The sequence below is a fragment of the Mangrovitalea sediminis genome (genome assembly GCF_002514725.1).
Classification (GTDB): Bacteria; Pseudomonadota; Gammaproteobacteria; order Pseudomonadales; family Oleiphilaceae; genus Mangrovitalea; species Mangrovitalea sediminis.
Window position 1 is genome coordinate 1 of the sequence record NZ_NTLB01000010.1, and the last position, 15,552, is coordinate 15,552.

A 15,552-nucleotide genomic window follows, 5' to 3' on the forward strand; every position below is an offset into this window, starting at 1 on the left:
TGGTCGTGACGCTGATTGCGCCGATCGCAATGGAAGATGGTCTGCGCTTCGCGATTCGCGAAGGCGGTCGTACCGTTGGTGCGGGCGTTGTGACCAAGGTGATCGAGTAATCGAATAACGCGTGGCAGGTTTAGTGCAGGCCAGTAGCTCAATTGGCAGAGCAGCGGTCTCCAAAACCGCAGGTTGGGGGTTCGATTCCCTCCTGGCCTGCCATTATTCACCTTTAAAATGGCAAAGTTGATTCCCATGGAGTCAAAAGCTGATCAGACGGCCAGTCGCTTCGATGTGCTGAAGTGGCTGGTTGTTTTTGTTTTGATCGCCGTAGGCGTTGTCGGTAACTACTACTACAGTAGTTCGTCGGTTCTCTATCGTGTGCTGGCATTGGTGGCTATGGGTATCGTAGCTGCAGTCATTGCTATGCAGACGGATAGGGGGCGGCGTTTTGCGCGTCTGCTGAAAGAGGCGAAAGTTGAGATTCGGAAAGTGGTCTGGCCGACGCGTCAAGAGTTGGTGCAGACTACGGTCATCGTGATCGTGTTTGTTCTTGTGGTCGCTCTCCTTATGTGGGGGATGGACTCGCTGATCAGCTGGATCGTTTCAGGTATCATCGGATAACAGGGGACGGCGATGGCTATGCGTTGGTATGTCGTACACGCCTATTCCGGCTATGAAAAACATGTGATGCGCACGCTCAAAGAGCGGGTTGTGCTCCATGGCATGGAAGACAAGTTCGGCGATATTCTTGTTCCTACCGAAGAAGTCGTGGAGATGCGCGACGGTAAGAAGCGCAAGAGTGAGCGCAAATTCTATCCGGGCTATGTGTTGGTTCAGATGGAAATGGACGATGCTAGCTGGCATTTGGTGAAAAATACACCGCGTGTCATGGGCTTTATTGGTGGGACGCCTGACAAGCCGGCGCCAATTACCGATAAAGAGGCTGACGCTATCCTTCGTCGCGTGGAGAGCGGTGCTGATAAGCCTAAACCCAAGACGCTTTTCGAGCCAGGCGAAATCGTTCGTGTTATCGAGGGGCCTTTTGCTGACTTCAATGGTGTGGTCGAAGAGGTTGACTACGATAAAAGTCGTGTTAAAGTAGCTGTCCTCATTTTTGGCCGCTCGACACCTGTGGAGCTGGAGTTTAGTCAGGTCGAAAAGGACTAGAAATAATTCCTGGAGCTCGCGCACGGTTGTGTCGCGGGCTTTTTGTGTCTAAACGGGGAGCCGCAAGGCGCTTGTACCCATTGGAGGAAACATGGCTAAGAAAATCGACGCCTATATCAAGCTGCAAGTTGCAGCTGGTCAAGCTAACCCGAGCCCCCCCGTGGGTCCGGCGCTGGGTCAGCGCGGTGTGAATATCATGGAATTCTGTAAGGCGTTCAATGCCAAGACCCAGGGCATGGAACCTGGCCTGCCGATTCCTGTCGTCATCACAGTTTACAGTGATCGTAGCTTCACTTTTGTGACGAAGACGCCGCCCGCGTCTGTGCTGTTGAAAAAAGCAGCTGGTGTCAAAAGTGGCTCCAGTCGCCCGAATACCGACAAGGTGGGTGTGGTGACTCGGGAGCAGCTCGAGGAAATCGCCAAGACTAAAGAGCCGGATCTCACTGCTGCGGATCTTGATGCCGCGGTTCGTACCATTGCTGGTACGGCGCGCAGCATGGGTCTGAATGTGGAGGGTGTGTGAGATGGCTAAGCTGAGCAAGCGTCAGAAGCTGATTAGTGAAAAAGTGGTCGCCGGCAAGCTTTACAGTGTCGACGAAGCTGTTGCGTTGCTGGCTGAACTGAGTCAGCAGGTGAAGTTTAAAGAATCCATTGATGTGGCCGTGAACCTGGGCGTTGATGCTCGTAAATCGGACCAGGTGGTTCGTGGTTCGACGGTTCTGCCCAACGGTACTGGTAAGTCTGTCCGTGTGGCGGTGTTCACCCAGGGTGCCAATGCCGATAAGGCCAAGGCTGCTGGCGCTGATATCGTCGGTATGGATGACCTGGCAGAAGAAGTCAAAAAGGGTAACCTTGACTTTGATGTAGTCATTGCGACGCCAGATGCGATGCGTGTTGTCGGTCAGTTGGGCCAGATTCTGGGTCCGCGCGGCCTGATGCCGAACCCGAAGGTCGGTACCGTAACGCCGGACGTCGAAGGCGCGGTTAAAAACGCCAAGGCCGGTCAGGTGCGTTACCGTAACGACAAGAACGGGATTATTCACACGGCTTTGGGCAATGTGGAGTTCTCGGCAGAAGCGATCAAGCAAAACCTCGAAGCGCTGTTGGCAGACCTTAAAAAGGCCAAGCCGGCTGCCGCGAAAGGTGTATACCTGAAAAAGGTTACCTTGTCCTCGACCATGGGTCCCGGGCTGGTTATCGATCAGGCCTCGTTGAGCGCCTGATCCGAAAGGAAGTAGTAGTAAAAAACTTTGTAGTCTGGGCATGAGCCAAGGCTGTCAAAGACCGCAGGTCCCTGCGAGCAGCCGCCCTGGCGGCTGCGTATAGGGGTTAAAGCAATGCCTGCGCAGACGGTGTGAAGACGTTCTCTCCGAACAAAGCACCGTAGGGTCGCTCCAATTTAGGAGCGTGCAAATGGGTTGCTGGTTCACTCCAGCGAAACATGGGAGAAATCCAGTGGCAATCCGACTCGAAGACAAAAAGGCGATCGTCGCTGAAGTCAACGAGGCTGCCAGTGGTGCTTTATCTGTCGTTCTGGCCAATTACCGCGGTGTTACCGCTGGTGATATGACCTCGCTTCGGAAACAGGCCCGTGAACAGCAAGTTTATCTGCGTGTGGTTCGTAACACGCTGGCTAAGCGCGCTGTTGAAGGGACTGAATTCGAATGTATCCGTGAGGTTCTGGTTGGTCCGACAATTTTCGCTTTCTCCATGGAAGATCCGGGCGCGGCTGCGCGCCTGCTGAAGGATTTTGCCAAGGAAAAGGAAGCGTTTGAGATCAAAGCACTGGCCGTTGGCGGAGAGCTGATGGGTGCGGAACAGATTGACCGTCTTGCTACCTTGCCGACGCGCGATCAAGCGCTGGCAATGTTGGCCGGCGTCATTCAGGCACCGATCACCAAGCTGGCTCGGACCTTCAACGAATTTCCGTCGAAGATTACCCGTGCCGTCGCCGCCGTTCGTGATCAGAAGCAGGATGCGGCTTAACGCTGCGCTGCTTGTCTTTACTGTATTGATTGGAGAAAAGTCATGGCTCTGTCGAAAGACGATATTTTGAATGCAATTGCTGAAATGAGCGTAATGGATGTTGTTGCGCTGGTTGAAGCAATGGAAGAGAAGTTTGGTGTATCCGCCGCAGCTGCTGTTGCTGCTGCACCTGCTGCTGCTGGCGCTGCTGCTCCGGCTGCAGAAGAAAAAACCGAGTTCGACGTTGTTCTGGCCGCTGCTGGCGAAAAGAAAGTTAACGTTATCAAGGTTGTGCGTGAGCTGACCGGTCTGGGCCTGAAAGAAGCCAAAGACATGGTTGATAGCGCTCCTTCCACTGTTAAGGAAGGTGCAAGCAAGGCTGACGCTGAAGAAGCCCAGAAGAAGCTTGAGGAAGCAGGCGCCAAGGTTGAGCTCAAGTAAGAGCTTGATGGTAACTGCAAACATGCTTTGATGCATGACTGGCTGGTGGCCAAGGGCCGCCGGCCTTTTTCTGTTGTATATGTTGTAACCTACAGCCCAAGTCTTGTTCGAGACGGCGCAACCGGCTGAGCAACTCGGCCCCGAGGCGGGCATAGTGTCCGTTTCTTGATACCAGGTATCAGGTCCAACGCTGGGGAATGCAGATGACTTACTCCTACACTGAGAAAAAGCGGATTCGCAAAGATTTCGGCAAATTGCCTTCCGTGATGGATGTCCCCTATTTGTTGTCCATTCAGTTGGACTCATACAGGGATTTCCTGCAAATGGAAGTCGCGTCCGATGGTCGGCAGGAAACTGGCCTTCACGCCGCGTTCAAATCCGTATTCCCGATCATGAGTTACTCCGGTAATGCCGCGCTGGAGTACGTAAGTTACCGGGTCGGGGACCCGGTGTTCGATGTCAAGGAGTGTCAACTGCGGGGCGTGACCTACGCCGCGCCGTTGCGCGTGAAAGTGCGCCTGATCATCTATGACAAGGATTCGGCCAACAAGGCGATCAAGGATATCAAGGAGCAGGAAGTCTACATGGGCGAAATGCCCTTGATGACTGAGAACGGTACCTTTGTGGTCAACGGTACCGAACGCGTAATCGTGTCCCAGTTGCACCGTTCGCCGGGCGTTTTCTTCGATCACGACAAAGGCAAGACTCACTCCTCTGGCAAGCTCCTTTATTCTGCTCGGGTTATTCCTTACCGTGGCTCCTGGCTCGATTTCGAGTTTGATCCGAAGGATTGCGTTTTTGTCCGTATCGACCGTCGGCGCAAGTTGCCTGCCAGTATCCTGTTGCGCGCTCTGGGCTTTTCGTCCGAGCAGATGCTGGATATGTTCTTCGAGACCAGCAAGTTCACATTGGGCGAAGAAACCAGCAAGCTCGAGCTGGTGCCGAGCCGACTGCGTGGCGATCTTGCAACTTTCGATATCAAGGACAAAGACGGATCCGTCATTGTCGAAGAGGGGCGTCGTGTCACTGCTCGCCATATTCGGCAGTTGGAGAAGTCTGGCATCACTGAGCTCGAAGTACCGAATGAGTATCTCTATGGCCGCGTAACGGCCAAGGATATGATTGACGCCAAGACCGGTGAGCTGCTTGTCGAATGCAACACTGAGCTGACTGAAGAGTCGTTGTCGAAAATCCTCGATGCCGGTATCACCGAACTCGAAACGCTGTATACGAACGATCTCGATTGCGGGCCTTTCGTTTCCGATACGCTGCGCATCGACCCAACCCGCAATCAGCTTGAGGCGTTGGTCGAAATTTACCGGATGATGCGTCCAGGTGAGCCGCCCACCAAGGAGTCCGCTGAGAACCTGTTTAACAACCTGTTCTTCTCCGAGGAACGTTACGACCTGTCTGCGGTCGGACGTATGAAGCTTAACCGCCGCCTGGGTCGAGAAGAATTGGAAGGTCAGGGTGTATTGACCAACGAAGATATCATCGACGTGCTGCGCACGCTGATCGATATCCGTAATGGTCGTGGCACTGTCGATGACATCGACAACCTGGGCAACCGCCGCATCCGTTCCGTCGGCGAAATGGCTGAAAACCAGTTCCGCGTCGGTTTGGTGCGGGTCGAGCGTGCTGTGCGTGAGCGTTTGAGCCTGGCTGAGAGCGAAGGCTTGATGCCGCAGGACCTGATCAATGCGAAGCCGGTCGCTGCAGCCGTGAAGGAGTTCTTCGGCTCCAGTCAGTTGTCCCAGTTCATGGACCAGAACAACCCGCTGTCTGAAGTGACGCACAAGCGCCGCGTTTCGGCGTTGGGCCCGGGCGGCCTGACCCGTGAGCGTGCGGGCTTCGAGGTGCGTGACGTTCACCCGACCCACTATGGTCGCGTTTGTCCTATCGAAACGCCGGAAGGTCCGAACATCGGTCTGATCAACTCGCTGGCAACCTACGCACGGACGAACTCCTACGGGTTCCTCGAAAGTCCGTATCGCAAGGTTGTTGACGGTGTCGTTACCGATGACATCGAGTACCTGTCGGCGATCGAGGAAAGCAATTACGTCATCGCGCAGGCGAGTGCGGCAACAGACGAAGGTATGCGGCTTGTCGATGAGCTGGTTACCGTACGTCACCAGAACGAATTTACGGTTATGCCGCCGGAGAAGGTTAACTACATGGACGTGTCTCCGCGTCAGGTGGTTTCCGTCGCGGCTTCGCTGATTCCGTTCCTCGAGCACGATGATGCTAACCGAGCCCTGATGGGGTCGAACATGCAGCGCCAGGCTGTGCCGACACTGCGAGCTGAAAAACCGTTGGTCGGTACCGGTATCGAACGGATTGTGGCCCAGGATTCCGGTGTTTGCGTTGTTGCCCGTCGTGGTGGTGTGGTCGAGAGCGTGGATGCGGCGCGTATCGTTATCCGTGTCAACGATGACGAAACCGAAGCCGGTGATGCCGGTGTCGACATCTACAACCTGACCAAGTACACGCGTTCCAACCAGAACACCTGTATCAACCAGCGTTCGATTGTCCGCAGCGGCGATTGTGTCGAGCGCGGCGATGTGCTGGCCGACGGACCTTCGGTCGATCTCGGCGAGTTGGCGCTGGGCCAGAATATGCGTATCGCGTTCATGCCCTGGAATGGTTACAACTTCGAGGACTCCATCCTGGTGTCTGAACGGGTTGTCCAGGAGGATCGTTTCACCACGATCCACATCCAGGAACTGACCTGTGTAGCTCGCGATACCAAGCTGGGCAGCGAAGAAATCACCGCGGATATTCCAAACGTCGGTGAGAGCGCGCTGGCGAAGCTGGACGAGTCAGGCGTGGTCTATATCGGTGCAGAAGTTGGCCCTGGCGACATTCTGGTCGGCAAGGTTACGCCGAAGGGCGAGACCCAGCTGACGCCGGAAGAGAAGCTGCTGCGTGCGATCTTCGGTGAAAAGGCTTCTGACGTAAAAGACACGTCGCTGCGCGTTTCCACCGGTACGCGAGGCACCGTTATCGACGTTCAGGTCTTTACCCGTGACGGCATTGAGAAGGATCAGCGTGCGCTGTCCATTGAAAAGGCCGAAATGGACAAATTCCGTAAGGATCTGAAGGACGAGTACCGGATCGTTGAAGGTGCCACGTTCGAACGTCTGCGCGGTGCGCTGCTGGGGCAGGAAGTGCTTACAGCTCCCGGCCTGAAGAAAGGCGGCATCCTCGATGAGGCCTATCTTGATGGCTTGGCCCGTGATGACTGGTTCCGCATTCGTGTTAAGAGCGATGAGCTGAACGAGTTGCTGGACAAGTCCGCCGAGAGCCTGGAAGAACGCCGTAAGGATCAGGAGCAGCGTTTCGAAGACAAGAAGCGCAAGATCCAGCAGGGCGATGACCTGGCGCCGGGCGTGCTGAAGATCGTCAAAGTCTATCTGGCGGTCAAGCGTCGCATCCAGCCAGGTGACAAGATGGCGGGACGTCACGGTAACAAAGGGGTTATCTCCGCGATCAAACCGGTTGAGGATATGCCGTACGACCAAAACGGCGAGCCGGTGGATATCGTGCTGAACCCGCTGGGTGTTCCTTCCCGGATGAATGTCGGTCAGGTTCTTGAGACGCACCTGGGAGCGGCAGCCAAGGGCTTGGGACGTCGCATCAACGAGATGCTGGAAGCTCAGCGTAAGGTTGTAGAACTGCGCCAATTGCTGGACAGCATCTACAACAGCAACGAGCTGACCGAGCGTGTCGACCTCGATAGCCTGTCTGACGATGAGATTCTTGCACTCTGTCACAATCTGCGTGAAGGTGTGCCTATGGCGACAGCTGTATTCGATGGCGCCAAGGAATCCGAGATTAAAGACATGCTGAAGTTGGCCGGCATCGAGACGAGTGGGCAGATTACGCTCCACGACGGTCGTACCGGTGAGAAGTTCGATCGTCCTGTGACGGTCGGATACATGTACATGCTGAAACTGAACCACTTGGTTGACGATAAGATGCATGCTCGCTCAACCGGTTCCTACAGTCTGGTCACCCAGCAGCCGCTGGGTGGTAAAGCGCAGTTCGGCGGTCAGCGTTTCGGTGAGATGGAAGTCTGGGCCCTCGAGGCTTATGGCGCAGCGTACACGCTGCAGGAAATGCTCACCGTCAAGTCTGACGACGTCAACGGTCGGACCAAGATGTACAAGAACATTGTCGATGGTGACCATCGCATGGAGCCGGGCATGCCCGAATCCTTCAATGTGCTTGTCAAAGAGATCCGCTCGCTGGGTATCGACATCGAGCTGGAAAGCGACTGAGCCGAATTGCTGTTTGGCAGCGTGAGCGGGCGCTTCGCGCCCGCCGGAGATTAACGCCATCCGGAGCTGTTACCGATGAAAGATTTGCTGAACTTGCTCAAGAGTCAGAACCAGAAGCAGGAATTCGATTCGATTCGAATCGGTCTTGCTTCGCCCGACATGATTCGCTCCTGGTCTTACGGCGAAGTCAAAAAGCCGGAAACCATCAACTACCGTACGTTCAAACCGGAACGGGACGGGTTGTTCTGTGCCAAGATTTTTGGTCCGATCAAGGACTATGAGTGCCTGTGTGGCAAGTACAAGCGCCTGAAACACCGTGGTGTCATTTGTGAAAAATGTGGTGTTGAGGTTGCGTTGGCCAGTGTGCGTCGTGAGCGCATGGGTCATATCGAGCTGGCCAGCCCGGTTGCCCATATCTGGTTTCTGAAGTCATTACCGTCCCGTATCGGTCTGATGCTGGACATGACGCTGCGTGACATCGAGCGCGTACTCTATTTCGAGTCGTTTATTGTTATCGAGCCGGGGATGACCACCCTCGAGCGTGGCCAGCTGCTCAACGACGAGCAGTACTACGAAGCGCTGGAAGAGTTCGGTGACGAGTTCGATGCCCGTATGGGGGCCGAAGCGATTCAGGCTCTGTTGGGCGATATCGAACTCGAGACCGCCGTCCAGCAGCTGCGTGAAGAAATTCCGCAGACGACGTCCGAAACAAAACTGAAGAAGCTGTCCAAGCGTCTGAAGTTGATGGAAGCGTTCCTGCATTCCGGTAACCGTCCGGAGTGCATGATCATGACCGTTCTGCCGGTATTGCCGCCGGACTTGCGTCCACTGGTACCTTTGGATGGTGGCCGTTTTGCGACGTCTGACCTGAACGATCTGTACCGTCGTGTCATCAACCGTAATAACCGACTGAAGCGCCTGCTCGAGCTGAATGCGCCCGATATCATCGTGCGCAACGAAAAGCGGATGCTGCAGGAAGCCGTTGATGCGTTGCTGGACAACGGTCGTCGTGGTCGTGCTATCACCGGTTCCAACAAGCGTCCGCTGAAATCTCTGGCAGACATGATCAAGGGTAAGCAGGGTCGTTTTCGTCAGAACCTGCTCGGCAAGCGCGTGGACTACTCCGGCCGTTCCGTTATCGTGGTCGGCCCTTACCTGCGGTTGCACCAATGTGGTCTGCCCAAGAAAATGGCGCTTGAGCTGTTTAAGCCGTTCATCTTTGCCAAGCTTGAACATCGCGGCCTGGCAACGACGATCAAGGCTGCCAAGAAGATGGTTGAGCGCGAAGAGGCGGTTGTCTGGGATATCCTGGACGAGGTCATTCGTGAGCATCCCGTGATGCTCAACCGTGCGCCGACCTTGCACCGTCTTGGTATTCAGGCATTCGAGCCGGTACTGATCGAAGGTAAGGCGATCCAGCTGCACCCGCTGGTGTGCGCGGCCTATAACGCCGACTTTGACGGTGACCAGATGGCGGTTCACGTGCCGCTGACGCTGGAAGCACAGCTCGAAGCCCGTGCGCTGATGATGTCGACGAATAATATCCTGTCTCCGGCGAACGGCGATCCGATCATCGTGCCGTCTCAGGACGTGGTTCTGGGTCTTTACTACATGACTCGTGAGCGCAAGAGTGCCAAAGGCGAGGGTATGATCTTTGCGGATACCCGCGAAGTTCATCGTGCCTACGGTGCCCGCAAGCTGGATCTGCAGGCCCGCATCAAAGTTCGTATTCGCGAGGTCGTTCTCGATGAGGACGGTAACCGTGAAGAGCGGACTCTGTTGGCTGAAACCACCGCCGGTCGTGCGCTGCTGTCCGACATTATGCCGGAAGGCCTGCCGTTTGAACTGATCAACCGTCCTTTGGTGAAGAAGGCCATTTCCCGCCTGATCAACGCTTGTTATCGTCGGGTGGGCCTGAAGGAAACAGTTATCTTTGCTGACCAGTTGATGTACACCGGCTTCCATTACGCCACGGTATCCGGCTCGTCTATCGGTGTGAACGATTTCGAAATTCCGGAAGAAAAAGTTCAGATCATCGACGCTGCCGAAGGCGAGGTTATGGAGATCGAGTCGCAATTTGCGTCTGGTCTGCTGACCCAAGGTGAGAAGTACAATAAGGTCATCGATATCTGGTCGCGTGCTAACGACAAGGTTTCCAAGGCAATGATGGATCGCCTCTCCAAGCAGGAGGTCCTGGATGCCGATGGCAACCCACTGAAGGACGAGAACGGCCAGCCGCTGCATCAGGAGTCGTTCAACTCCGTGTACATGATGGCCGACTCCGGAGCCCGGGGTTCCGCTGCCCAGATTCGTCAGTTGGCCGGTATGCGTGGCCTGATGGCGAAGCCGGATGGCTCCATCATCGAGACGCCGATTACCGCTAACTTCCGTGAAGGTCTGAACGTACTCCAGTACTTCATCTCGACTCACGGTGCGCGTAAGGGGCTTGCCGATACGGCCCTGAAGACAGCGAACTCCGGTTATCTGACCCGTCGTCTTGTCGACGTGGCACAGGATCTGGTTGTTACCCAGCCGGATTGTGGCACCAATGACGGCTTGCTGATGACGCCTCTGATCGAAGGTGGTGACGTTGTCGTGCCGCTGGGTGATCGGGTGCTGGGCCGTGTGACGGCGCGTGATGTTTACACGCCGATCGACAAAGAAAACGCGGTTGTTGCAGCGGGCACGTTGCTGGACGAGAAAACCGTCGAAACCATCGAGAAGGCGGGTGTCGACGAGATTTGGGTGCGTTCCGCGATTACCTGTGACACTCGTCACGGTGTCTGCTCCATGTGTTACGGCCGAGACCTGGCTCGCGGTCACTTGGTGAATGTCGGCGAAGCCGTTGGTGTTATCGCTGCACAGTCCATCGGTGAGCCTGGTACCCAGTTGACCATGCGGACCTTCCACATCGGGGGTGCTGCAAGCCGGGCTTCCGCTGTTGACAATATTCAGGTCAAGCATGGCGGTGATGTGCGACTGCACAACATGAAGTCCATCGAGAAAGCCGATGGCTCCCTGGTTGTGGTGTCGCGTTCGTCTGCCCTGGCTATTGCGGACGATCATGGCCGTGAGCGCGAGTGGTACAAGCTGCCGTATGGTGCGGTGCTGAGCGTTAAGAATGGTGACAAGGTTGCCGCTGGTGCCATCGTAGCGAAGTGGGATCCGCACACTCACCCGATCATCGCCGAAGTTGATGGTCAGGCCCAGTTCGTCGGTCTGGATGAAGGTATCACCGTCAAGACCCAAACCGATGAATTGACAGGCCTGTCCACGATTGAGGTTATCGATCCGAAAGATCGACCAGCTGCGGGTAAGGATATTCGCCCGATGGTTCAGGTGCTCGACGCCAATGGCGACGAAGTTATCCTGCCAGGCGGTGCTCCGGCGCAGTATTTCCTGCCGGCAAGCGCGATGGTCATGCTGAGCAACGGCGGCAAGGTCGAAATCGGTGACGTTGTTGCACGTATTCCGCAGGAGAGCTCGAAAACTCGGGATATCACCGGTGGTCTGCCGCGGGTTGCCGACCTGTTCGAAGCGCGTCGTCCGAAAGAGCCGTCGATCCTGGCGGAAATTTCGGGTGTTGTCAGCTTTGGTAAGGAAACCAAGGGTAAGAAGCGCTTGGTGATTACGCCGAAGGATGGCGATCCGTACGAGGTTCTGATTCCGAAGTGGCGCCAGTTAAACGTCTTTGAAGGTGAGACGGTGGAGAAAGGTGAGGTCGTTTCCGACGGTCCATCCAATCCGCACGATATTCTGCGTCTGCTGGGCATCGTTGAGTTGGCTAAGTACATCACCAACGAAATCCAGGACGTTTATCGGCTGCAGGGCGTCGTCATCAACGATAAACATATCGAGGTTATCGTTCGGCAGATGCTGCGCAAGGTGGAAATCACGGATTCCGGCGATACCACCTTCATTACGGGTGATCAGGTCGAATACACCCAGTTCGTTGAGGAAAATGAACTGGCGGTAGCGGCTGACAAGGAACCGGCGCAGTGCGAGCGCTTGTTGCTGGGTATCACCAAGGCATCGCTGGCGACGGAATCCTTTATTTCGGCGGCCTCCTTCCAGGAAACCACCCGGGTCCTGACCGAAGGTGCGGTGACTGGAAAGCGGGATTACCTGCGGGGCTTGAAGGAAAACGTTGTCGTCGGTCGTTTGATTCCGGCCGGTACTGGTTTGGCCTATCACAGCGAGCGTCGCCGCAAGCGCGCCCGTGCGATGGAAAATCAGGGCGTCAGCGCCGAGGAAGTGGTAGAAGCGTTGAGCGCAGAGCTCAACAAATAACCATCCGTCACACCTCTCTATTGGGGTGGGCGACTGGTTAAAAAGAAAGCAGTCATCTTGACTGGAAAGGGACGCAGGCTTACACTTGCGTCCCTTAAATTTTGCCCCCAGGGCATTTTTAACAGCAATAAACGTGGAGTTTTGCTTACATGGCAACGATTAACCAGTTGGTACGTAAGCCTCGTAAACGCAAGGTGGCGAAAAGCGACGTACCTGCGCTGCAGGGGTGTCCGCAACGTCGTGGGGTTTGCACCCGCGTCTATACCACTACCCCGAAGAAGCCAAACTCGGCCCTGCGTAAAGTATGCCGTGTGCGGTTGACCAACGGTTACGAGGTGACATCCTACATCGGCGGTGAAGGCCACAACCTGCAAGAACACAGTGTTGTGCTGATCCGTGGCGGCCGGGTAAAGGATTTGCCGGGTGTGCGTTATCACACCGTTCGCGGGACTCTGGATACCCAAGGTGTTCAGAACCGTAAGCAAGCTCGCTCCAAGTATGGTGCGAAGCGGCCGAAGTCCTGATAACAGGCGCCTTTTGTCGTTTTACAAGACGATGAGAGTAAGGCTGAGTGGCTAATGCTATCTCAGATACCCTGAAGATCTTTTTTGAATGAGTGCTTATCGATGCCTAGAAGACGTGTAGCGGCCAAGCGTGAAATTATTCCGGATCCCAAGTTCGGAAGTCAGCGCCTCGCGAAGTTCATTAACCACGTAATGATCAGCGGAAAAAAAGCCGTGGCTGAGCGGATTGTTTACGGTGCCCTGGATATCGTTGCCGAAAAAGGCAAGGACAAACAACCGCTTGAGCTTTTCGAGAAGGCGCTGGAAAACATCCAGCCTCTGGTTGAAGTTAAGTCCCGCCGGGTTGGCGGTGCAACTTATCAGGTGCCGGTAGAAGTTCGTCCTGCTCGTCAGAATGCACTGGCGATGCGCTGGTTGGTAGATTTCTCCCGTAAGCGCGGCGAGAAGTCGATGGCTCAGCGGCTTGCGGGCGAAATTCTCGATGCTGCCGAGAATAAAGGCGCTGCGGTCAAAAAGCGTGAAGATGTGCACCGTATGGCTGAAGCCAACCGGGCCTTCTCACACTATCGTTTCTAATCGACCGAGGTATTTAGCGTGGCACGTAAAACTCCTATTAGGCGCTACCGGAACATCGGTATCGTCGCGCACGTGGATGCGGGTAAGACCACAACGACCGAACGCGTGCTTTTTTATACCGGTATTTCACACAAGATTGGTGAAGTACACGACGGCGCCGCTACGATGGACTGGATGGAGCAGGAGCAGGAGCGTGGTATCACCATTACCTCCGCTGCGACTACGACGTTCTGGCGGGGCATGGACCAGCAGTTCGAAGAGCACCGCGTAAACATCATCGATACTCCTGGGCACGTTGACTTCACTATCGAGGTTGAGCGTTCCCTGCGGGTTCTGGATGGCGCGGTTGTCGTATTCTGCGGTACCTCTGGTGTGGAGCCGCAGTCAGAGACTGTATGGCGTCAGGCCAACAAGTATGAAGTGCCCCGGATCGTGTTCGTCAACAAGATGGACCGTGCCGGCGCCAACTTCCTGCGTGTTGTTGATCAGATCAAGAATCGCCTGGGCGCTCGCCCTGTACCCATTCAGCTTTCGATCGGTTCCGAGGAAAACTTCCAGGGCGTTATCGATCTGGTGCGGATGAAGGCCATTTACTGGAACGAAGCGGATCAGGGTGCGACTTACGAAGAGAAGGACATCCCCGCCGAACTGATGGAAGAAGCCAAGAAATGGCATGAGTACATGGTCGAGTCTGCCGCGGAAGCGACTGACGAGTACATGGAAAAATATCTTGAAGGTGGCGAGTTGACCATGGAAGAGGTCAAAAAAGGTCTGCGTAAGCTGACGCTCGCTAACCAGATTGTTCCAGCACTGTGTGGTTCTGCCTTCAAGAACAAGGGCGTTCAGGCCATGCTGGATGCTGTTGTCGAGTATCTGCCGGCGCCTGACGAAGTCAAGGCTATCCGCGGTGTGCTTGACGATGGCGAGACCGAAGAAACTCGTCCGGTTGACGACAATGCGCCGTTTGCCGCGCTGGCGTTCAAGATCGCGACTGACCCGTTCGTTGGTGCTCTGACGTTCTTCCGTGTTTACTCGGGCAAGCTTGAGTCCGGTCAGGCGGTATTTAACTCCGTCAAGGGCAAGAGAGAGCGCATCGGCCGGATGGTGCAGATGCACGCCAAGGATCGTCACGAGATCAAAGAGGTGTTGGCTGGCGATATCGCTGCGGCGATCGGCCTGAAGTCCGTAACGACGGGCGATACCTTGTGCGACGAGAATGCCAAGATCGTTCTGGAGAAAATGGAGTTCCCTGAGCCGGTTATCTCGGTTGCGGTGGAGCCCAAGTCCAAGGCTGATCAGGAAAAGATGGGTATCGCCCTTGGCAAGCTGGCTCAGGAAGATCCTTCTTTCCGCGTGCGGACTGACGAGGAGTCTGGTCAGACCATTATCTCCGGAATGGGCGAGCTGCACCTGGATATCATCGTTGACCGTATGCGTCGCGAGTTCAAGGTCGAAGCGAATATCGGTAAGCCGCAGGTGGCCTACCGCGAGTGTATTCGTAAGGCTGTTGATGTCGAGGGCAAATTTGTTCGTCAGTCCGGTGGCCGCGGTCAGTACGGTCACGTCTGGATCAAGCTGGAGCCGTTGCCGCTGGATGATGATCACGAGAACTTCGAGTTCGTGAACGCCATCGTGGGTGGTGTGGTGCCGAAGGAATACATTCCTGCGGTTAAGAACGGTATCGAAGAGCAGATGCAAAACGGTTGCTTGGCGGGTTATCCGCTGTTGGGTATCCGTGCGACGCTTTACGATGGTTCTTACCATGACGTCGACTCCAACGAAATGGCGTTCAAGATTGCCGGTTCCATGGCCATGAAGAAAGGTGCCCTGGAAGCCAGTCCTGCGATCCTGGAGCCGATTATGCGGGTTGAGGTCGTGACGCCCGAAGACTACATGGGTGATGTTGTAGGTGACCTGAACCGTCGTCGTGGCGTGATTCTGGGAATGGACGAAAGTCCTGCTGGTAAGGTGGTGCGTGCCGAAGTTCCGCTGTCGGAAATGTTCGGTTACGCGACGGACCTGCGTTCGTCTACGCAGGGGCGTGCGTCTTACGCCATGGAGTTCGCCAAGTATATCGAGGCGCCTTCGAGCATTGCCGAAGCGATTATTAACAAAACCTGATTAATTAGAATTTAAGAGCCTAGAGGTGTAATTGTGTCTAAAGCCAAGTTTGAACGTACCAAGCCGCATATCAACGTGGGCACCATTGGCCACGTTGACCATGGTAAAACCACGCTGACGGCTGCTCTGACTCGTGTATGTCACGAAGTATGGGGTACTGGTGAGGCGCGCGCATTCGACCAGATCGACAATGC

13 protein-coding genes and 1 tRNA gene are annotated in these 15,552 nt (G+C 55.3%); all 14 read left to right on the top strand.

Features of this window, described 5'->3' with window-relative positions; translation table 11 throughout:
• On the top strand, positions 1-110 hold a 110-nt coding region (locus tag CLR77_RS19725), incomplete at its 5' end, for an EF-Tu C-terminal domain-related protein (RefSeq protein WP_198962839.1).
• Between the two features lie 27 nt (positions 111-137).
• Positions 138-213, top strand: a tRNA-Trp gene (locus CLR77_RS19730).
• Positions 214-246: 33 nt separating this feature from the next.
• Positions 247-615: a preprotein translocase subunit SecE gene (secE, locus tag CLR77_RS19735; RefSeq protein ID WP_097462444.1), complete on the top strand. Its 369-nt coding sequence runs from the start codon at positions 247-249 to the stop codon at positions 613-615.
• A 12-nt stretch (positions 616-627) separates the two neighbouring features.
• Entirely contained in the window at positions 628-1,161 is a 534-nt protein-coding gene (gene nusG, locus CLR77_RS19740; protein WP_097462445.1) for a transcription termination/antitermination protein NusG, read from the top strand.
• 91 nt (positions 1,162-1,252) lie between these two features.
• The gene (rplK, locus tag CLR77_RS19745) at positions 1,253-1,684 is read left to right on the top strand and encodes a 50S ribosomal protein L11 (protein WP_097462446.1); all 432 of its coding nucleotides are present in this window, start codon (positions 1,253-1,255) and stop codon (positions 1,682-1,684) included.
• Position 1,685: 1 nt separating this feature from the next.
• Positions 1,686-2,384 carry a 50S ribosomal protein L1 gene (gene rplA / locus CLR77_RS19750; protein ID WP_097462447.1) on the top strand — a complete coding sequence of 233 codons (699 nt, stop codon included), beginning with the start codon at positions 1,686-1,688 and terminating at the stop codon, positions 2,382-2,384.
• 232 nt (positions 2,385-2,616) lie between these two features.
• Positions 2,617-3,147 carry a 50S ribosomal protein L10 gene (rplJ, locus tag CLR77_RS19755; protein ID WP_097462448.1) on the top strand — a complete coding sequence of 177 codons (531 nt, stop codon included), beginning with the start codon at positions 2,617-2,619 and terminating at the stop codon, positions 3,145-3,147.
• 42 nt (positions 3,148-3,189) lie between these two features.
• Complete coding sequence (rplL, locus tag CLR77_RS19760; RefSeq protein ID WP_097462449.1) at positions 3,190-3,567, top strand: 50S ribosomal protein L7/L12; 378 nt, start codon at positions 3,190-3,192, stop codon at positions 3,565-3,567.
• 203 nt (positions 3,568-3,770) lie between these two features.
• Positions 3,771-7,847: a DNA-directed RNA polymerase subunit beta gene (rpoB, locus tag CLR77_RS19765; protein ID WP_097462450.1), complete on the top strand. Its 4,077-nt coding sequence runs from the start codon at positions 3,771-3,773 to the stop codon at positions 7,845-7,847.
• 75 nt (positions 7,848-7,922) lie between these two features.
• Positions 7,923-12,137 (top strand): DNA-directed RNA polymerase subunit beta', encoded by a 4,215-nt coding sequence (gene rpoC / locus CLR77_RS19770; protein WP_097462451.1) that lies wholly within the window; start codon positions 7,923-7,925, stop codon positions 12,135-12,137.
• A 149-nt stretch (positions 12,138-12,286) separates the two neighbouring features.
• On the top strand, positions 12,287-12,661 hold the full coding sequence (gene rpsL, locus CLR77_RS19775) for a 30S ribosomal protein S12 (protein WP_097462452.1): 375 nt from the start codon (positions 12,287-12,289) through the stop codon (positions 12,659-12,661).
• Between the two features lie 102 nt (positions 12,662-12,763).
• Positions 12,764-13,237 carry a 30S ribosomal protein S7 gene (gene rpsG, locus CLR77_RS19780; RefSeq protein ID WP_097462453.1) on the top strand — a complete coding sequence of 158 codons (474 nt, stop codon included), beginning with the start codon at positions 12,764-12,766 and terminating at the stop codon, positions 13,235-13,237.
• A gap of 18 nt (positions 13,238-13,255) precedes the next feature.
• Positions 13,256-15,358 (top strand): elongation factor G, encoded by a 2,103-nt coding sequence (gene fusA, locus CLR77_RS19785; protein ID WP_097462454.1) that lies wholly within the window; start codon positions 13,256-13,258, stop codon positions 15,356-15,358.
• A 33-nt stretch (positions 15,359-15,391) separates the two neighbouring features.
• The coding region (locus CLR77_RS19790; RefSeq protein WP_227520022.1) for a GTP-binding protein at positions 15,392-15,552 on the top strand (161 nt) is incomplete at its 3' end.